This window comes from Mucilaginibacter sp. GW822-FHT03E02, from assembly GCF_058801545.1.
The window spans coordinates 4335856-4355683 of record NZ_JBXANJ010000001.1 but is presented as its reverse complement, the minus strand read 5'-3'; the positions used below and the strand labels follow the sequence as shown (position 1 = coordinate 4355683).

15 protein-coding genes are annotated in these 19828 nt (G+C 44.1%); 9 read left to right on the top strand and 6 right to left on the bottom strand.

The genetic code is table 11. The annotated features are described in order from the left end of the window. From AC1RM2_RS18115 to AC1RM2_RS18105, 3 genes are all read right to left on the bottom strand, one after another. The gene (locus AC1RM2_RS18115; RefSeq protein WP_492986587.1) at positions 1–2040 is read right to left on the bottom strand and encodes a M13 family metallopeptidase; all 2040 of its coding nucleotides are present in this window, start codon (positions 2038–2040) and stop codon (positions 1–3) included. A 404-nt stretch (positions 2041–2444) separates the two neighbouring features. Beyond that, positions 2445–4496 (bottom strand): M13 family metallopeptidase, encoded by a 2052-nt coding sequence (locus AC1RM2_RS18110; protein ID WP_492986586.1) that lies wholly within the window; start codon positions 4494–4496, stop codon positions 2445–2447. An 87-nt stretch (positions 4497–4583) separates the two neighbouring features. After that, entirely contained in the window at positions 4584–4826 is a 243-nt protein-coding gene (locus tag AC1RM2_RS18105) for a helix-turn-helix domain-containing protein (protein ID WP_147055214.1), read from the bottom strand. Between the two features lie 402 nt (positions 4827–5228). Here AC1RM2_RS18105 and AC1RM2_RS18100 point away from each other — a divergent pair, with 402 nt between their 5' ends. Then, a complete protein-coding gene (locus tag AC1RM2_RS18100) occupies positions 5229–6368 on the top strand; it encodes an acyl-CoA dehydrogenase (RefSeq protein WP_492986585.1) in 1140 nt (379 codons plus the stop codon). A 58-nt stretch (positions 6369–6426) separates the two neighbouring features. Beyond that, entirely contained in the window at positions 6427–7686 is a 1260-nt protein-coding gene (locus AC1RM2_RS18095) for a peroxiredoxin family protein (RefSeq protein WP_492986584.1), read from the top strand. A 569-nt stretch (positions 7687–8255) separates the two neighbouring features. Here AC1RM2_RS18095 and AC1RM2_RS18090 read toward each other — a convergent pair. After that, positions 8256–9251 (bottom strand): hypothetical protein, encoded by a 996-nt coding sequence (locus AC1RM2_RS18090; RefSeq protein ID WP_492986583.1) that lies wholly within the window; start codon positions 9249–9251, stop codon positions 8256–8258. A 204-nt stretch (positions 9252–9455) separates the two neighbouring features. On the opposite strand from AC1RM2_RS18090, the gene AC1RM2_RS18085 reads away from it, so the two are divergent. Further along, complete coding sequence (locus tag AC1RM2_RS18085) at positions 9456–9728, top strand: hypothetical protein (RefSeq protein ID WP_492986582.1); 273 nt, start codon at positions 9456–9458, stop codon at positions 9726–9728. 141 nt (positions 9729–9869) lie between these two features. On the opposite strand, the gene AC1RM2_RS18080 is transcribed toward AC1RM2_RS18085, so the two are convergent. Together AC1RM2_RS18080 and AC1RM2_RS18075 are read right to left on the bottom strand one after the other, a co-directional pair. Then, the gene (locus AC1RM2_RS18080) at positions 9870–12512 is read right to left on the bottom strand and encodes a zinc-dependent metalloprotease (protein ID WP_492986581.1); all 2643 of its coding nucleotides are present in this window, start codon (positions 12510–12512) and stop codon (positions 9870–9872) included. Positions 12513–12597: 85 nt separating this feature from the next. After that, on the bottom strand, positions 12598–13845 hold the full coding sequence (locus AC1RM2_RS18075) for an aspartyl protease family protein (RefSeq protein WP_492986580.1): 1248 nt from the start codon (positions 13843–13845) through the stop codon (positions 12598–12600). 59 nt (positions 13846–13904) lie between these two features. On the opposite strand from AC1RM2_RS18075, the gene AC1RM2_RS18070 reads away from it, so the two are divergent. From AC1RM2_RS18070 to AC1RM2_RS18045, 6 genes are all read left to right on the top strand, one after another. Then, positions 13905–15230 carry a D-alanyl-D-alanine carboxypeptidase/D-alanyl-D-alanine-endopeptidase gene (locus tag AC1RM2_RS18070; protein ID WP_492986579.1) on the top strand — a complete coding sequence of 442 codons (1326 nt, stop codon included), beginning with the start codon at positions 13905–13907 and terminating at the stop codon, positions 15228–15230. A gap of 241 nt (positions 15231–15471) precedes the next feature. Then, the gene (locus AC1RM2_RS18065) at positions 15472–15807 is read left to right on the top strand and encodes a tRNA-binding protein (protein WP_492986578.1); all 336 of its coding nucleotides are present in this window, start codon (positions 15472–15474) and stop codon (positions 15805–15807) included. Continuing rightward, positions 15808–16278 (top strand): nucleoside deaminase, encoded by a 471-nt coding sequence (locus tag AC1RM2_RS18060; RefSeq protein WP_492986577.1) that lies wholly within the window; start codon positions 15808–15810, stop codon positions 16276–16278. Positions 16279–16576: 298 nt separating this feature from the next. Then, positions 16577–17188: a superoxide dismutase gene (locus AC1RM2_RS18055; protein ID WP_492986576.1), complete on the top strand. Its 612-nt coding sequence runs from the start codon at positions 16577–16579 to the stop codon at positions 17186–17188. A 63-nt stretch (positions 17189–17251) separates the two neighbouring features. After that, positions 17252–18280, top strand: coding sequence for a 2Fe-2S iron-sulfur cluster-binding protein (locus AC1RM2_RS18050; RefSeq protein WP_492986575.1), 1029 nt, complete (start codon positions 17252–17254; stop codon positions 18278–18280). 433 nt (positions 18281–18713) lie between these two features. Continuing rightward, on the top strand, positions 18714–19427 hold the full coding sequence (locus tag AC1RM2_RS18045) for a DUF4397 domain-containing protein (RefSeq protein WP_492986574.1): 714 nt from the start codon (positions 18714–18716) through the stop codon (positions 19425–19427). Positions 19428–19828 lie beyond the last annotated feature (401 nt).

Here is a 19828-nt window from a genome sequence, read left to right as displayed (position 1 = left end):
TTACCAGATCTTCACCCTCTTAGCCGGATCTAACCACATCTTATCCCCCTTTTTAATATGAAACGCCTCATAAAACTCGGGCACATCACTAAAGGGACCATTTACCCGCAAAAAGCCGGGAGCGTGCACATCCGTTAGTATCTGGTTGGCTAATGCTTCGTCGCGTTCCTGGCCAAGCCAGCCAAGGGCGTAGCCTAAAAAGAAACGCTGCATGGGTGTAAGGCCGTTTATCAGTTTACCCTCTTTATATTGTTTGGTCTTTTTAAAAGCATCAATACCTAATACTATCCCGCCCAAATCGGCAATATTTTCGCCTAAACTGGCTTTGCCGTTTACGTGCAAACTATCAAGCACCATATAACTGCTAAACTGGTCGGCCAGCATATTGGCCCGCTTGGCAAACCTTACCGAGTCGGTTGGTGTCCACCAGGTTTTCAGATTGCCTTTGGCATCAAACTGGCGGCCTTCATCGTCAAACCCATGGGTAATTTCATGGCCAATAGTTGATGCGGCAACGTAGCCATACGCTACAGCATCGTCAACCTCGCTGTCTTTTACACCGGGAATGGTAAACTGCGCGGCGGGCAGTGTTATCTCGTTGTTCGACGGACTGTAGCTGGCATTGTAGGTTTGCGGTGTCATGCCCCATTCTGTGTGGTCAACCGGTTTACCCAGCTTGTTAATATTAACCAGGTAAGCCCAATGCCTGGCACGCATTACGTTGCCCGCGTATGATTCCCTATCCATTACCAGGGTCGAGAAATCCTTCCACTTATCGGGATAACCCACTTTGGGGTGAATGGCGTTCAATTTTACCAGCGCCTTTTGCTTGGTCTCGGGTGTCATCCAATCCAGTTTGGCAATATGCTCACGATAAGCCTGCCGGATAGCCTCAACCATATCTGTATAACGCTGCTTGGCTGTAACCGGGAAGTATTCCTTTACAAACAAAAAGCCCAGGGCTTCGCCCATTAAACCATTTTCGGTATCCAATACCCGCTTCCAGCGGGGCAGCTGTTCTTTACGGCCCGATATTACCTTGCCGCCAAAACGGAAACTTTCATCGTCGGCCGCCTTATTAAGATACGGCGAGTAGGATGAAATTAGTTTCCAACGCAGGTAAGCTTTCCAATCCCCAGCCGGAAATGTTTTCAACGCCGTATTCAACGCCTTGTAATACTCCGGCTGCCCAACAATTACCGAATCTACAGGCTTCAGTTCCATGGTTTTAAAAACCGTGTTCCAGTTAATATCCGGTGTAAGCGCGTTCAACTGTGCCAGCGTCATTTTGTGGTAATTGGCATAGGGGTCGCGCAGTTTCTCCAGCTTGCGGCTGCTATCGGCCAAAAACTTTTCTATCTTAAAAATACTTTCGGCACCGGCTTTAGCCTGCTGCTCATCATAGCCGGTAAGCCTGAGCATAGTTGGCAGGTGGTTAGTTGTATAGTCGGTGCGGATTTTAACCGTGCGGGCGTCTGTTTTTAAATAATAATCGCGGTTGGGTAGGCCTAAACCTGCCTGCCCCAGCTGCAACATCATTTTAGCGCTGTTTTTGGCATCCTGCCCAACCCGCGCACCAAATACGTTGCGGGTGCCTGTAGTACTTAATACAGCCGCGGCATTTAAAATGGAAGGCACATCATTGGCCCGGTCTATCAAGGCTAATTGTGCTTTTAAAGGTTCGATGCCTCGTTTTTCAATATTTACGGTATCTAAACCGGTAAAATAAAAATCGCCTATTTTTTGGATGGTGGTTCCTTTAGGAGCGTTGGCGGCCAAAGCATCCTCATTAATTTTTTTCAGCCTGTCGCGCAATTCTTCTGATACCACGTTGCCAATACCCCAGCTGGAGTAGGCTGCCGGGATAGGGTTGCGCTTAAGCCAGCCGCCATTGGCGTATTTAAAAAAATCAGTACCGGGACTAACCGACTGATCCAGGTTATCAAAAACAGGGTCGTTTGGTTTTACTATATATGCGCTTAGTGCCATTGTAGTTAACACAGCACCGCCTAAAATAATTTTCTTGTAAGTTTTTGTCATGCAGAAAACGTTTGCATCAAATTTATCAAAAAAACAAACGCCTTATTAAAAGGCGTTTGTAACAGTGTTGTGTAAAAGATGATGTACCTATGTCATTGCGAGCGCAGCGCGGCAACCTCGTAGCAAGTGCATATTCGCCTTGCGTGTTGGTTATGGGTTGGCTACGAGGTTGCTTCGTACCTTATAATGGCTTGCTTGTAAGTCATTGATTATCAATATTAAACTACCGTCATTGCGAGACACGAAGCAATCCCCTACATGCTAAGTCCCACATAGTTTGGGATTGCTTCGTGCCTCGCAATGACGGTAGTTTTGGACATTGGTTTAACTATATTTCCTTGCACGTCATCCCCATTTTTTTCAGGATCATCCTGATGGATACTCGCAATGACATAAAATTGGCCCTACCAAATCTTCACCCTCTTATCCGGATCCAACCACATTTTATCTCCCTTTTTTATACCAAACGCCTCATAAAACTCGGGCACATCGGTAAAGGGGCCGTTTACGCGCATAAAGCCGGGGGCATGTTCGTTGGTTAATATCTGGCTTTGCAAGGCTTCCTGCCTGTCTTGCCCCAACCATCCCAGGGCGTAGCCTAAAAAGTAGCGTTGCAGCGGGGTAAACCCGTTGATGGTTTTACCTTCTTTATACTGGTCGGTTTTTTTGAAGGCATCAAGGCCTATTACTATACCACCCAAATCGGCAATATTCTCGCCTTGCGTAGCCTTGCCGTTTATGTGCAGGCCATAAATAGTATAGCCGTTAAACTGGTTGATGAGCATTTGAGCCCGTTGAGTAAACTTAACCGAGTCCTGGGGCAGCCACCAGGCTTTCAGGTTTCCTTTAGCATCAAACTGGCGACCCTGGTCGTCAAAGCCATGCGTCATTTCGTGACCAATGGTAGATGCAGCGGCGTAGCCGTAAATGATGGCATCGTCAATATTCTCGTCTTTAAAGCCAGGTATCGCAAAAATACCGGCAGGCAGTACAATTTCATTATTGGATGGATTGTAGTAGGCGTTATAAGTTTGCGGCGTCATCCCCCATTCGGTACGGTCAACCGGTTTACCCAATTTTGATGCGTTAAACTTGTGCTGCCAGTTGTTGGCACGCATCATGTTTAGCGCAAGCGGGCCGCGGTCAATCTCCAGTGTCGAGAAATCTTTCCATTTATCAGGGTAACCAACCTTTGGCATTACTTTGCTCAGTTTATAGTATGCTTTTTCTTTGGTTTGCGGGCTCATCCAGTCAAGCTTTTCAATATGCTCCTTAAAGGTTTCGCGCATGGCTTCAACCAGCTTTACATAGCGGTCTTTTGTTTTTTCGGGAAAGTACTCTTTTACAAATATTTGTCCCAGTACTTCGCCCATTACACCATTTTCCAGATCAAGTATCCTTTTCCAGCGTGGCAATTGTTCCTTGCTGCCGTAAAGCACCATCTCATAAAAACGGAACAATTCCTGGTCAAATGGCTTGCTCAGGTACGATCCGAAAGAGGTAACCAGGTTTTTACGCAGGTAGTTTTTCCAATCTGCAATGCTGTAATCATGCAATGCCTTATTTAGGGCGCGGTAATATTCGGGCTGGCCAACAATCACAGTATCCACATCCTTATAATCCATTTTTTTGAACGTGGCTTTCCAGTCGATATCGGGCGCCAGTTTGCTTAAACCGGCCAATGTCATTTTGTTATAGTTACGGTAAGGGTCGCGCAGGTCTTCCAGTTTGCGGCTGCTATCGGCAAGCGCTGTTTCCAGGGCATAGGTTTGTTTGGCGGCAGCACCGGCGGCGTCAATTGGCAAACCACTTAACCTGAATATCGTTGGCAAATGCGTTAACTTATAATCGGTGCGGATGGCAACACTATGCGCGTCGGTATTAAAGTAATAATCGCGATTTGGCAAACCGATACCCGACTGGCCTAACTGCAGCATTATTTTATCGCTGTTTTTACTATCCTGCCCGGCATAGGTGCCCAAAGGCGTAGTAACACCTATACCATCCAGGTGGGCAAATTCCTCAATAAGGCCTTTAACATCTTTAATATCCTCAATCTTTTTCAGTTCATCATTAAGCGGCGTAATGCCCCGCTTTTCAATATCAACGGTATCCATACCGCTGTAATAAAAATCGCCTATTTTTTGGGTATTACTGCCTTTGGGAGCATTGGCCTTAAGCGCGTCTTCATTAATTTTTCTCATCCGGTCGCGCAGTTCCTCCTGTACCACGTTGCCTATCCCCCAGGCCGCGTATGCTCCGGGAATGGGGTTCTTTTTTAACCAGGTGCCATTGGCGTATTTAAAAAAGTCGTCGCCGGGTTTCACACTGGTATCCATGTTTTTAATCACCGGGTCGTTATCAGCATAAACTTTTGTCTTGTCTTTACAAGCCGGAAGCAGCGCAATTGTTATGAGCCCGGTTAACAACAGGCCTGGCGTAGTCTTTTTGATCATAAATTTGTTTGGGTGTATGTAAAAAAATACAGCGATTGTATTGAATAATAGAATTTAGGACAGCGATTTTATTAAAACAGACAGCTTTTAATATATGCCTTGAAAAAAACCGGCCAATGAAACATCAAAATAATAACAAACTTTTCGGAGGGTATCCAGCCTAATATCGATTTTTCCAGACTCCAGCCGGGCAATATTAATATTGGTTTCGGTAAAAAACTTCTCCTGGGTAACCTGGTTTTGTCGCCTCAGGTTCTTAATCTGGAGTGCTATTTTCTTTTTAAAAGCTTCATCGGAATTGCTAAGGTATTCAAAATCAGTAAGTAACATAAAATAAGATTAATTTAAAAATTGATCTTTGGCAGGGGGGCTCAAAAAATAATTTAGCGTTTGATTCTTAAAGTTCGTAAAAAATATCGGATTAAATAATTGTACCACAACTATTATTTATAACCAATAATTATAAAAATAATAAATACTGGCAATATATTTGTTTAAAACAACTCGCCCTGCATATGATCTGTGAAAAAAAATTAAATCACCTACCTGTGAAAAACTTTTTTTGAATTCTCAGACGCCCAAGTATGAGATTTTTTGTTCTTTGTTTTGGGTTTAATCAATAGTTTAAATTAATTAGGGGAAAGGGAGCTTCCAAAAAGGCTCTCTTTTTTTTATTTATATTTTTTACTATGCATGCATAGTAAATTGCTATATTTAGCTTTTTATCGTACCATGCAATTTAAATTTACAGAAGAGCAGCTGATGATTAAGCAGGCTGCCCGTGATTTTGCCCAAACCGAATTAAAACCCGGCGTTATTGAGCGCGATGAACATCAGCAATTCCCAGCTGAGCAAATTAAAAAGCTGGGCGAGCTTGGTTTTTTAGGTATGATGGTTACCCCCCAGTATGGCGGCAGCGGTATGGATGCCATATCGTACGTGCTGGCTATGGAAGAGATCTCAAAAGTTGATGCTTCTACGGCAGTAATCCTTTCGGTAAACAACTCATTGGTTTGCAATGGGCTCGAAAAATTTGGCAACGAATTTCAAAAAGGAAAATATTTGATCCCCCTGGCCAAAGGCGAAAAGATAGGCGCGTTTTGCCTGTCGGAACCGGAGGCAGGCTCCGATGCAACCTCGCAGCAAACCACTGCTGTTGATATGGGCGATCATTACCTGCTTAATGGCACCAAAAACTGGATCACCAATGGAGGCACTGCATCTACTTACATTGTAATAGCCCAAACCGATGCTGAAAAAATGCATAACGGAATTAACGCCCTGATTGTTGAACGCGGTACGGAAGGGATTTCTATCGGCCCCAAAGAAAATAAGATGGGTGTGCGCGGCTCAGACACGCATTCTGTTATGTTTACAGATGTTAAAGTACCTAAGGAAAACCGTATAAACGAGGAAGGCTTTGGGTTTAAATTCGCGATGAAACTGCTTGATGGCGGGCGCATAGGTATTGCCGCCCAGGCACTGGGAATAGCCTCTGGCGCTTACGAACTGGCTTTACAATATTCAAAAGAGCGCAAGGCATTTGGTAAGCCCCTGGCCGATTTGCAGGCCATTCAATTTAAACTTGCCGATATGGCTACCGAAATTGAAGCAGCGCGCCTGCTTTGCCTTAGGGCTGCCTGGTTAAAAGACCATAACCAGCCGTATGCGCAGGCCAGTTCAATGGCCAAACTTTTTGCATCAGATGTGGCCATGCGTACCACCGTTGAGGCCGTTCAAATTCATGGCGGATATGGCTTTGTAAAAGAGTACCATGTGGAGCGCATGATGCGCGATGCCAAAATAACCCAGATTTACGAAGGCACATCAGAAATTCAGCGGATTGTAATTTCGCGCGAGATATTGAAATAATTGCCTAAATTTCATACTTTTGATAGTCTATTAATTTGGTAGACATTTTTATTGCGATATGAAATTAAAACCCATCATAGCAACGTTATCATGCGCACTGTTTATACAGGCGACATCGGCACAAACCAAACTTAAAACGGGTGTATGGCGCGGAGCGCTTACTACCAAATCGGGAAACGAAATTCCGTTTAACTTTGATGTTAAGGATACCGCGGGTAAACAGCAATTGGCTATTATTAACGGTGCCGAAAGGTTTAAGGTTACCGATGTTGCTACAGTGGGCGATTCTGTATTTATACACATGCCGCTCTTTAACTCGGAATTTAAACTAAAGCTGGATGGCGATAAGTTAACGGGCAACTGGATAAAGCACCTGGCAAGCCAGGATGTTTTAACCCCATTTGCAGCTACGCCTAATACTACCTGGCGTTTTTTGAAAGCACCCGAAAAACCGGCCTATAACATAGGCGGGCGGTGGTCGGCCATTATTGGCGAGGGCGACGGTGCCGATACTACGGTGGGTGAGTTTAAACAGGTTGGCGCCAAACTAACCGGCACGTTTTTAACCACCACCGGCGATTACCGATACCTGGAAGGTATTGTGGCCGGTGATAAGCTGTTCCTGTCCTGTTTTGATGGTGGGCATGCCTACACCTTTACAGCTACCATTAAGGATGATAAAACGCTTACCAGCGGTAAGTTTTACGCAGGCTACTCGGGTGTGCAAAGCTGGGCCGCTGTAAAAGATGCTAATGCAAAATTACCCGACGCCTACTCATTAACCGCGCTTAAACCCGGCTTTAAAAAAATAGATTTTACTTTTAAAGACCTTGAAGGCAAAACAGTTTCCCTGCAGGATAGCCGGTACAAAAACAAGGTAGTTATTGTGCAAATATTAGGTTCATGGTGCCCCAATTGTATGGATGAAACAGCATACATGGTTAACTACTACAAAAAATACCGGCGCAAGGGGGTTGAGGTGGTAGGTTTGGCGTATGAACGCAGCAACGATTTTGCCAAATCGCAAAAGGCATTACAACAGGTAAAAACCCGCTTTAATGTACCTTATGAGTTATTGATAACCGGCTACACCAGCGATAAAGCCGAAACATCTAAAAGCCTGCCCATGCTATCAAAAGTAGTTGGCTTCCCTACTACCATCATCATTGATAAAAGCGGTGATGTTCGCAAAATACACACCGGCTTCAGCGGGCCTGGTACAGGCGAATACTACAAAGAGTTTATCAATGAATTTGAGAAGCTAACCGATGATTTACTGTCCGAGACCCCGCAAGCTACTAAAGGGGGAGCTTTTTGATTTGCAGCTTCGCCACATATTATTGATGATCTGTATATATAGAATGCCCGGCTAAAAAACCGGGCATTTCTATTAATTGTGAGTTTTTCAAGTATTCCCCTGCAGTGCAAACAGCATCTTTTAAGCTGAAGTTTTGAAGGCACTACTTTGACTAAAACCTGAATTGTGAATAAGCTTTTGCATAATTATTTATGGACCGGTTTTTTATTTGATACCCCCAGGTAATCGCTTTTAAGATTTCGGTGGCGGTTTCTATGTCACAATTGCATTGAGTGATATCGGATTTGATTAAGTCGGTCATTTTTTTAGCGCAAAGACGCCAGGGAGCTAAGAAAAATAAGCAAATCTCTTTGCGCCTTTTCTTCTTACCACCTTTGCGTGAAATAAGCCATCCATTTTACGCCCATTTTTTATTTGCAGTTTTTAAAAGCGATTGCCGCTTGATACCTCTTAAATATTCAACTTATCTCTTACCTTACTTAAGTCACGAAAAATCGTTCTGAAATAAAAAGAGGCTGCCCTTTTAAAGCAGCCTCTTGGGTGTTATTATAAGATCAGTCAGTTTCTAATTAATTCAGGTTTAATGCCGATGCAACGTCATTGTAATTTTTAAAGTTAAGGCCCGGGTGGGTAACCTGTAAAGTGGTTACACTACCGCCAGGGATTACTACAACTTTAAAATCGTAGCCCGGTGAGTTGAAATTGGCTATAATGTTTACAAATCCCAGGCCCACATCTGATTGGTATATGGCATTGGTAATTCTGATGAAAGGCAAGGAGTAAAAGCTTGAGGTTCCTGTTACCCTTAAATATACCAATACCAACCCGCTGTTAACAATTGATTGTGTAATTGCCGGTACATTAAGTTTAGTTGCTGCAGCCGAGCTCACACTCTGGTTGGTAATTATATAACTTTTTATGCTAACAGACCCATCGGCTCCTGCCGGGCCTTGCGGTCCTGCCGGGCCTTGCGCACCCGTAGCACCAGTTGCCCCTGTGGCACCTGTCGCTCCTGTGGCACCATTGGTTCCATTACTGCCATTAGCACCAGCAGCACCTGTTGCGCCTGTCGGTCCGGCCGGGCCTCTGGGGCCAACCGCACCTGTTGCGCCGGTGGCTCCTGTAGCACCAGTGGCTCCTGTGGCACCAGTAGCTCCTGTTTGACCTGCCGGGCCTTGCGGACCAATTGGGCCGGTTGCTCCCGTTGCACCAGTAGCGCCGGTGGCTCCAGCCGGGCCGGTTGGGCCTTGCGGTCCTATAGCCCCTGTTGCACCCGTTGCACCAGTAGCGCCGGTGGCTCCTGTTGGGCCCGCCGGGCCAATAGGGCCTGTTGCTCCCGTTGCACCTGTTGCTCCTGTTGCGCCGGTGGCTCCTGTTGGGCCTGGTATGCCCGTTGTTGCTCCTTGTGGTCCTTGTGCTCCTGTTGCACCTGTATCTCCTTTTGGCCCCTGTGCCCCATCAGCACCTGTTGCCCCGGTTGGGCCGGGTGTTTTATCCTTTTTGCATGAGTTTACACTGATCATGCAAAGCAATAAAACGGGTAATAAAAGTCGTAGTCTTCCCATAAAATATTTTTTTAGTAGTATATAGTAGCTTTAGTACGGATATGTGGATAATTAGTTTCAAAAAATAGCGACACAAAGCACTCTTTTTATTATTAATTAATTTTTTAGCCAAAAAGATTGTCAACGCGTTTATTAAACAATTGTCGAAAAGACAGTGCAACAAAAACCTTAACGATTTCGTTATACTTAAAAAACATTTAACCTATGAACAAACTCAGCAATAATTTACACGCACGGGTCCATAATTGGATGGATGCGATTGGCTTTAGGCTCAATGCCTCGCAAACCAATGGTAAAAATAATGTTACAATCAATCATTATTTTTTTGAAACTTTCAACTTTTTTGAAAAAGCCACCAGAAATCATCCTGAAAGTACCAAATTTCTTTGCTTTGATGCCTATGGCGAAAAAATAAATGTAAAATCGCTGCTTGATATACAGGTTGCATTTTTTGAAAACATAAGTCAGCTTAAGTAAAGCTGCTTTATTGCCGCTATTTGTTCAATAGTAAAATACATTTCGATTAGCATCAACGTATGCCAAAATCATAAAAAAAGCCTGCTTAACTAAAATATTAAGCAGGCTTTTTTGTACGACTATTTTTATTGGGAAGATAAATTAGTTATCCACATTTGTTCTTGGCCAGCAATTAAGGTATCCTTTACCTGTATTTTCTTTCGGTATTTCTTCACCATTAATGCCGCGTATAACGCCGCCGCCAGGCAGGTTAACTATTGGCCTTGTTGGGTTCAATGCCTCTTTTATGCGTAGCTTTAAATCAGCATAATGTGCAGCTGTTAATGCGTCGCCTCCTTTTGGTAAGCCGGCGTCAATTTTCTTTAACTCGGCACGTACCATCGGCCTTATATCTGATAATGCCATATTAATTGGTGTCAATCCAAATGAAGCCAATACCTGGGGTGGGAAGCCCGGGAAACCCCTGAAATCATCGGTCAATAAACTCCTTAGGTTTTCCACATAGCCACGCTGCAGGTTACGTTTAAACGCATCTGGCTTGCCGGCTGCAAAAATAGCCGGGCGCAGGTCATTCAGTAAGTCGGCTACGGTATAAGCGGCAGTACCATTTTTGGCTTCGTTATCATACATGCGGGCCAGCCTTGATTGGCTGAGTACATTGCCAAGCACCGCTACCTGCACTCCTTTAATGCGGTTATACATTACACCATTATCAAACTTACCCAGCTCGGCTTTATCAATGAGCCAGTAAGGTGTGGTAAATATTTGTTTATTTAAAAATTCCACGGCATCATGTTGCAGGCCTTTACCAACAAAATCATATACCGGGCCTTTTTGATCATACGTTTTAAAGTTTTCGTTCATGCCGCCAATGTTGGTGGTTACGTGGCCCATATAACGGTAATACTGACCCAAAACCTCGTTGTAAAGTTCGCTTACATCACCATAGTCTTCATTTTTTTGATAGGTCCATTTTTCAAGATTTGGCAAAATGCGTTTCAGGTTGGCAATGCCATAAGTACTTGCCTTCATCGCGTTATCGCCCAAATCTTCATTTTGCAGGCGCGGATCAATTGATGTGCCCTGGCGGCCAAAATAGTACAGGGGGTTACCTGCTTTTTTGTTTGTCCAGTCGGCCAGTATATCTTTCTCCTCATCGGCAGTTTTATTGCCGGGGAACCAGCTATAACCCCATTTTACAGCCCAAAGGTCGTACTCGCCAATTTGCGGATAAAGGTGCGTTACGTTATCGCCGGGTTGGGCGATATAGTTAAAACGGGCATAATCCATAATTGATGGCGCGGTACCGTGCTTATCCGTAAACGATTTTGAACGTAACGAATCCACAGCATAAGCATAGCTTGAACCAAAATTGTGGGGCAAACCAAGCGTATGGCCAATTTCATGCGATGATACAAAACGAATCAGCTCGCCCATTTGCTCGTCGGTAAACTGGGCTTTGCGTGCGGCCGGGTTAACAGCTGCAGTTTGTATCAGGTACCAATCGCGCAGCAGGTTCATTACATTATGGTACCAGCCAACATGGCTTTCTAATATTTCGCCGCTTCGTGGGTCGGATACGTGCGGACCGTAAGCATTTTCAACATCTGACGCAAAGTAGCGGATAACGCTGTAGCGGGCATCTTCGGTACTAAATTCAGGATCCTGCTTTTTTGTAGGCGCTTCTTTACCGATAATGGCATTTTTAAAACCCGCGGCTTCAAATGCCTTATTCCAGTCGTTTATACCGGCAATTAAATATGGAACCCATTTTTTGGGTGTGGCAGGGTCAATGTAATAAACAATTTGTTTTTTAGGTTCAACCAGTTGTCCTTTGGCATAAGCTGCCGGGTCTTTTGGTTCCAGTTTCCAGCGGTGAATATAGGCTGTAACCTCCGATTTTTGCTTATCGGTACCATAATCAGTTTGGCGCTGGCCAAAAAAACCAACCCTTGCATCGCTGATGCGTGGTTTCATCGGTGTTTTTGGCAGTAATACCATTGATGTATTCAACTCGAACGTTACCGCGCCGTTTGAATTATCGGTTGGCGATTCGCCGGAACGGTAAGTTTTTAACGTGCGTGCTTCCAGGTTAATCGGGAAGCTTTTGATGGTATCTATGTAAGACCGCGCGCCATCAACCCCCGAAATTTTATAGGCCTTTTTCACATCGTCAGATAAGCCTATCGCGGCAATATCCCCGTTGTAAAAATCTGTTACATCAACTAAAACCCCGGTAGTATCTTTATTAAAAGCCTTGATATCAAAAGAAGCCAAAACTGCATCAAGGTTTGAGTTTTTAACCGATTGATACATATCAGATGTACTATCGGCCCTTACGCTATAGCTGGGTACACGAATAAAAACCTGCTTATCATGGCGCTCCCATTTCCAAACCTGTTCGTTAAGCTGTTCGCCGCCGTATTGCTGACCAAATGTTCTTAAACCGGCCGGAGTTTTTACATAGCGGGTTACAACAAGCATTTCGCGGCTTAGTAACGAATCCGGAATTTCATAGTAATACTTGCCATCAACCTTATAGGTATTAAACAATCCGCTATCAGCTTTTATCTTACCCGTAATCAGGTCGCTGAATTTCTTGATGCCCTCTTTTTTAGGGGCGCCAACGGTAGCGGTAGCTGTTGTACCACCGGGGCCTGCTGTTGTTTTAAGGGTTAAAGTTTGATTTGCCGTTTGTTTTTTTGTGGCGCAGGAGGCAGCCAAAACGGATAAAATTAACGCAGTGCCGCGCATAAACTGGCCTGCCACAGGGTTTTTCTTCATTAATTAGTCTACTTAAACCGTAAACTTATGCAAAGTTTACGGTTTTTTTATAAAATCGGGGCCTAATTAAATAAAAACGAGACCATCAAATCCTGCGTTTTAAAGTAAGCACTACTTTATCCAGTTTTTTATCATGAAAAACATCCAGCAAAAGGCTTCTGTCGTTCCTTGAGCGGAATAATGCATCAATTTCTTCCAGGCTCATTTTAGACACCGGCTTAAAGTTAATGGCCACTATCTCGTCATCCCGCTCCAGTCCTATTTCATCACCAGCCGACCCAGGCTCCACGCGGTTAATAATTATCCTATCCAGATTAACTCCCGCAGCATAGTATTCAATGCCGCTCATATCGTGCTCAAAAGGTTCTTTAAAATTCATATTAGGTTTCAAATACATTGAATTGCCCGTATAATCAAATATAACCGAAAACCGCTTAAGCACACCAATGCCCAGGTTACCATCCCTGGGTATTGATAGCCTGGTTTGGTTATTTCCATCGTCGGGAAAGGATGATATGATACCTTTTATTTTAAATTTACCTATTTCCAGTGATTCCAGGCGGGCGATAAAGCCGTTAATGGGCCCGTTTAACCCAATACCGAGATTAGCCGACGCGATAAATTTTTGCGGCAGCCCATAAATGGGTATAATTTTTTCGAGCGATACCGGGTGCCCGGCCCCCAGATCAATAATCAGTTTGCTTTTTACAGCCCTGCCGCCCTGCAGTATCACATTGCTTACAACATAGGGCTTTCTGTCTTCAATGGTTATGGGTATCTGCGTGCCTTTCCTGAAAACTTTAAGGTCTTTGGGGCGGCTAACAGTTACCGTGCTGTCCTGAAAATCTATTTTAACAGCCAGGTTATTAAAAAACTCGTAACCAATAAGCCCGTGAATAGGCATGCCTGCATAACCCGACAAGCTAAAAAGATCTTTTTTTAATATTGCCGCTGCCACATCATAACTTACCAGCCCCGGAATATCTATATTTAAGGCCGAGGTTACATAAGCTTCGGCATCGGCGCCTTCGCCAAGCCCCGGTATTTTTAACGTGCGCTTATTGGGGATGTTTATAGAATCGGCTAACTTGGGGTCGGTGATAATCATGAGGCCAACGCCGGTATCTAAAATAAAATTAAATGGCCCCCTGTTATTGATGCTTAATTTAATAACCATAAGGTTACGCACCAGCTTAAAAGGTATGGTTACTTTTTTTTTGCGGGCATCTAAATCAAAGTACTGCGCATGGACTGTTGTGAAACAGAATGCCAGCAGGCACAAGAGCCACAACGACCGGAAATGCTTTAGTTTATGAAATAGCTTAAGTAACAATTTGGTATAATTGGTAATATTAAATTTACAACATTAATTGGTTAAATAAATAAATATTTATGCGGGGCACAACATTTACGTTTCTGATAACCATTTGCGGTTTATTATTGGGGAGTTGCAGTATTCAAAGCCATTCCATCAATAAACGGAATATTAAAAAGCAGTTTGAACAATCGCAGGTTTCCAATGATCATTTTACCGGTTTTGCTTTATACGATATGGATCAAAAAAAGATGGTATTTGAGTTGAATTCTGATAAATATTTTACCCCGGCATCAAACACCAAACTATTTACTTTTTATACCTGCCTTAAAATGCTGGGCGATTCGATCCCGGCATTAAAGTACGAAGTGCACCATGATTCATTGTTGTTTTGGGGCACCGGCGATCCATCCTTTTTACACAGCGATCTGAAGGGAATTAATGGTTTAACTTTTTTAAAAAACAGTAGCAAAAACCTGTATTGGTCGGCCACTGGTTATACCGGTAAAATTTTTGGACCGGGCTGGGGATGGGATGATTATAATGACGATTACCAGCAGGAATTAAGTGCTTTCCCGATAGAAGATAACGAAGTGTTTTTATATGGCGATGCCGATGGCAACCTACAGGTAAAACCGCAATACTTTAAAAGATTTTTAACCCGCGACCCTGAATTTAAACCTACCGGGTTTAGAGTACAGCGCGACCTGTTAACTAACCGGTTTGCTTATCCGCAAACAGACATTCCTAAAAAATTCAACCAACTGGTACCATGGAAAACAAGCGACATGCTTACAAAGGCACTGCTGGAGGATACCTTAAAAAAAACTGTTTACCTAACATACTTACCCATCAGCGACTCGGCTAAAACCATTTATAATACCAACGCCGATTCCGTTTACCGACGGATGCTGCAGCCCAGCGATAATTTTATAGCCGAACAATTGCTGCTGGTTTGCTCGTCGGTAAAGTTTAATACGCTAAACACCGATTCGGTGATCAATTATTCGAAGAAAAACTTTTTAAATGATTTGCCCGATGAGCCGCAATGGGTGGATGGATCGGGCCTTTCGCGCTACAATCTGTTTACTCCGCGCAGCGTGGTAAAATTACTATGCAAAATTGCCGACGAAGTTAAAAATGATACCCTGCTACACAGCCTGATGCCTGCGGGAGGGCTAAGCGGCACGCTTAAAAACGCTTATAAAACAGATAACGGGAAGGCCTTTGTTTGGGCCAAAACCGGGTCGTTATCCAATAATCACAATCAAAGCGGTTACCTGGTAACCCGCAAAGGCAGGCGCCTGGCTTTCGCTTTCATGAACAACAATTTTACCCGGCCAAGTAAAGATATCAGAGGCGAAATGGTGAGGGTGATGACATGGATACATGAAACGTATTAAAGCAAGAACGATATAAAATATCAGTCCATAATATGTTTCTAAAATAGTGCTAAGGTGGGTTAGCACTATTTTTAAACTCTCCTTTTGTTTCGGTTTTGTTGCGTTTTGTAAAATATGACAATTAGTAACACATTGATTATTAAACAGATAATACTTTTTACTGTTTCACCTGTTGCGCAACGCAACAAAAAAGTCTTAATTCTTGATTCTTGTCTCTTGATTCTATTTTACCTTTGTCCCCATGGAAACCATCACCTGGCATAATTTTGAGCAAGTAGAACTGCGGGTAGGTACTATATTAGAAGCTATCGATTTCCCCGAGGCACGTAAACCGGCTTTTAAAGTAAGGGTTGATTTTGGCGAATTTGGCATCAAATGGTCAAGTGCGCAAATTACCAAACACTATACAAAGGAAAACCTTGCAGGCAGGCAAATTTTGGGGGTAATAAATTTCCCTAAAAAACAGATAGGCAAATTCATGTCGGAATTCCTGGTAACCGGCCTTGCCGACGAAAATGGCGACATTATACTGGCAGCAGTTGATAAACCTGTGCCCAACGGCAGTAAACTAATTTAAATGAGGTATATAAATTTCGAAGACGAGCCCGCCATATCCCCCGACGATTTTTTTATGGGCGAAGCCTTAAAAGAGGCCCGGTATGCCCTGGAGGAAGATGAAATTCCCATCGGGGCTATAGTAACCTACGGGGGCAAAATCATTGGCCGTGGCCATAACCTTACCGAACGCCTTAACGATGTATCGGCCCATGCAGAAATGCAGGCACTTACAGCGGCGGCAAACTCCATGGGCGGTAAATACCTGCAGGGCTGTACTTTATACGTAACTATGGAGCCATGCGTGATGTGTGCCGGTGCATCCTACTGGTTCCAGGTAGCGCGGATAGTTTTTGGCGCTTATGATGTAAAGCTGGGCTTTGGCAGGCTTAACCAAAAAATAACCCACCCCAAAACCGTTATTACCGGCGGTATTCGTGAAAATGAATGCTCTGAACTGGTTAAGAACTTTTTCAGGAGCAAGAGGAAGTGACTTTGTTCATGGTTCATAGTTAATGGCAGCTTTTCTATCTACAAATTGCTACAGGCCATGAACTATGATCGATGAACCATGAACTTTCTGGTGACTTTATTCACGGATGATGGTTCATAGTTAATGGCAGCTTTTCTATCTACAAATTGCCACAGGCCATGAACTATGATCGATGAACCATGGACTTCTTGCCTGTGAACTTTCTTACGACACAACCTTGACAATATTTTTAGAACAAAAAGTAAAATCTACTCTTATATTTGTTACATAACAATCATTAAACTTTAAAATTGTAATTATGGCATTTACACTACCGGCGTTATCCTACGCTACCGATGCATTGGAACCGCACATTGATAAACTAACCATGGAAATTCACCATGGCAAGCACCACCAGGCTTACGTTACTAACTTAAATAAAGCCCTTGAAGGTAAGCCAGAAGCTGATAGCAGCATTGAGGACATCATCAAAAATATTTCAAAATTCGCGCCTGCTGTACGTAATAATGGTGGTGGCCATTACAACCACTCCCTGTTCTGGACTTTGCTTTCACCAAATGGTGGCGGCGAACCTACAGGCGCTTTGGCTGCTGCAATTACCAGCACTTTTGGTTCAATTGCCGATTTAAAAACCAAAGTTAACGAAGCCGGTGCAACCCGTTTTGGATCAGGTTGGGCTTGGTTGGTTGTTACTGCCGATAAAAAACTGGTAGTATCATCTACACCAAACCAGGATAACCCATTGATGGACATTGCCGAAGTAAAAGGCACCCCAATTTTAGGTATCGATGTTTGGGAACATGCATATTACCTTAAATATCAAAACCGCCGCCCTGATTACTTAACAGGCATCTGGAGCGTGATTAACTGGGCACATGTTGCCGAACTTTATGCAAAAGCGATAGCTTAATTTAAGCTACCCATTAAAATATAAACGGCCCCGTACTATGTAACGGGGCCGTTTTTGTACCGTATGACCACTGATATACTGAAGCTTAAAGTTGAACAAATAAAATGGGAAGCCCCAGATACGGCTACCTTTTACCTGTCCAATACATCGGGCAAGCCTGTGCCGTACAAAGCCGGGCAGTTTTTGACATTGATATTTAATCACCGTAACGAGGAAATCCGCCGGTCATACTCTTTGAGTTCGTCGCCAGACGAACCTTTGCTTGCCATCACCATAAAGCGTATCAGCAACGGCGAAATCTCGCGCTTTATGCTTACCAAAATAAAGGCCGGCGATGTGCTCAATGCCCTGGCACCGGCAGGCAGGTTTACCGTAAATAGCTATGAACAAGATAAATCCATACTCTTTTTTGCAGGCGGTAGCGGTATTACCCCCATATTCTCGCAGCTAAAATATATCCTGAACCGGCCGGGCAAAAGCAGGTTAACGCTTATTTACAGTAACCAGGATGGCGGCTCCATACTATTTAGAAGCGAACTTGACCAGCTGGCAGCCCTTCACCCCGATAGATTTAACATCATCCACCTCCTGAGCAGTGAAGCCAACCGCCTGAATCCCGATAGAGTGGAAAGCTTAACCCGGCAATTAGTGCCCTCAGACCTCGAAAAGGCCGAATTTTACCTCTGCGGGCCATTTCCATACATGCGGATGATCCGCTTTGCGCTGGTATATATGGGGATTGACCCTAACCAGATCCGCAGGGAAAACTTTGTTTTAGAGACTGTTGCAGTATCTGCTACAGCCACCAATTTTGCCCCCCGTAACATCAGGATCAAATTTAACGGCGAAGTTCATGACCTGCCCGTGGGCGAAAACCAGTCCATATTGCAGGCCGCCCTCCAAAACAATCTGCCCCTACCCTACAGTTGCCGCAATGGGGTATGCTCCACCTGTACGGCCAGGTGCATTACCGGAAAAGTAGAGATGGTAAAAAACGACGTGCTCACCGATGCCGACCAGGCCGCCCACCTCATCCTTACCTGCACCGGCCACCCGGTTACTGATGATGTGGAAATATCATTTGATGAGTAGGTGTTCGCTTTAGCGTGGGAATACAAGTGTTCGGGGAGCAATAAACCACAACTATCTGAATATCAATTAAATAATCGTTCGGTACTTACGCGCCCTTATTTTAATTAGCATTGATAATCAACCAGTTAAGTGTTCGGAGTATTCGGGTGCCGGGGAGGGCCGAACACCACCTGCGGATACCTTTGTATACCCTCCGCGTACCTTTTTATGCACCTCCCGGTACGCTCTCGGCATCCTTTCATCTACCTGCTAATTCCTGACAAAATTTATCACTAATCGTTAAAATAGTGGGCACTATTAACAACATTTTCGTCAAAAAAATTCCACTTTTTTCAAATTTTATCACACAAACTTTATTCCCAAAATCTCTTGCCTGTAGCGTTTGCAAAAAAACATCCGTAATGGTTTTTATATAGACTTACTAACCATTACTATGAAGCAAATTTTTACACAAAGGGCAGGCATGATCGGGATGATATGTTTGCTTGCGGTTTCTTTAACCTCTTGTCTTAAAGACGACGATAACCACCAATACATAGCGCCTAAAATAGCTTTGGTTTCGGCAATCAATGCCTCGCCCGACGCGCAGCCGGTCGATTTTTTCCTTGACCAGAACCGGGCCAATAATTTTTTCATCCCAAGCGGCGAAAGTTTGGATTACATTAATGCCTATACCGGCAAACGTACCATCACATTTTACGTAGGCGCCAGCAACCAAAAAATCATCAGCGATACGGCTACTTTTGCCGCCAATAGGCTTTACTCGGTATTTTTGGCCAACGTGGTAAGCACACCCAGCATGCTCATTATCCCCGATTCGGTAGGCGTACCTGCCGAAGGCAAGGCCGGCATCCGCTTTGTGAACCTGAGCTCCGATAACCAGGCGCTCGACCTGGTTGTTAAAGGCGGCGCTACCCTGGCATCGGCAAAAACCTACAAACAATACACCCCGTTTGTAACCGTTACCGGCGGCAGCACCTACACCTTCGAAATTCATAAGGCCGGCACAGCTACCGTATTGTATACCCTTACCGATGTGCGCATCAAAAACAAAACCCTAAACACCATCTGGGTGCAGGGCCTCTCGGCAGCTACCGATTCAAAAAAGCTGACCGCTCATGCGCAGGAGAATGTGTATTATTATTAGTGAGTGGTTGATTAGGTGAGTGGTTGATTGGGTTAAAAAGACGTTCATAACCGGTTGATTGAGTGAATGGTTGACTGGGTTAACAGGCGTTAAAGAATAAGCCTCGCTTTTCAACTTAATCAACCAGTCAACCTAATCAACCACTCACCAAATACTGCCTTTCAACTTAGTCAACCCAGTCAACCACTTACCAAACAAGGGCGTTGCCCCATTGGTAGAAATGGGGCCGGGCTAACCGCTCATACGCGCACATGGCCTTAGGCTCGGGCCGGTATCCGCTAATATCCCTAACGCGAACTGCGGGTAGTGAAAATAAAAATCGTTTTAGCATAACATTTACCTGTCAGCGGGGGTATCGTGAGGCCTTCGTTACATTTTGCTAATCCGTTTTAGCATAGCGT

Coding starts and splice junctions, on each gene's coding strand:
- AC1RM2_RS18115 (WP_492986587.1), bottom strand. CDS start 2,040: ATGACAAAAACTTACAAGAAAATTATTTTAGGCGGTGCTGTGTTAACT.
- AC1RM2_RS18050 (WP_492986575.1), top strand. CDS start 17,252: ATGACCACTGATATACTGAAGCTTAAAGTTGAACAAATAAAATGGGAA.
- AC1RM2_RS18090 (WP_492986583.1), bottom strand. CDS start 9,251: ATGGGAAGACTACGACTTTTATTACCCGTTTTATTGCTTTGCATGATC.
- AC1RM2_RS18080 (WP_492986581.1), bottom strand. CDS start 12,512: ATGAAGAAAAACCCTGTGGCAGGCCAGTTTATGCGCGGCACTGCGTTA.
- AC1RM2_RS18065 (WP_492986578.1), top strand. CDS start 15,472: ATGGAAACCATCACCTGGCATAATTTTGAGCAAGTAGAACTGCGGGTA.
- AC1RM2_RS18095 (WP_492986584.1), top strand. CDS start 6,427: ATGAAATTAAAACCCATCATAGCAACGTTATCATGCGCACTGTTTATA.
- AC1RM2_RS18100 (WP_492986585.1), top strand. CDS start 5,229: ATGCAATTTAAATTTACAGAAGAGCAGCTGATGATTAAGCAGGCTGCC.
- AC1RM2_RS18070 (WP_492986579.1), top strand. CDS start 13,905: ATGCGGGGCACAACATTTACGTTTCTGATAACCATTTGCGGTTTATTA.
- AC1RM2_RS18055 (WP_492986576.1), top strand. CDS start 16,577: ATGGCATTTACACTACCGGCGTTATCCTACGCTACCGATGCATTGGAA.
- AC1RM2_RS18085 (WP_492986582.1), top strand. CDS start 9,456: ATGAACAAACTCAGCAATAATTTACACGCACGGGTCCATAATTGGATG.
- AC1RM2_RS18060 (WP_492986577.1), top strand. CDS start 15,808: ATGAGGTATATAAATTTCGAAGACGAGCCCGCCATATCCCCCGACGAT.
- AC1RM2_RS18110 (WP_492986586.1), bottom strand. CDS start 4,496: ATGATCAAAAAGACTACGCCAGGCCTGTTGTTAACCGGGCTCATAACA.
- AC1RM2_RS18045 (WP_492986574.1), top strand. CDS start 18,714: ATGAAGCAAATTTTTACACAAAGGGCAGGCATGATCGGGATGATATGT.
- AC1RM2_RS18105 (WP_147055214.1), bottom strand. CDS start 4,826: ATGTTACTTACTGATTTTGAATACCTTAGCAATTCCGATGAAGCTTTT.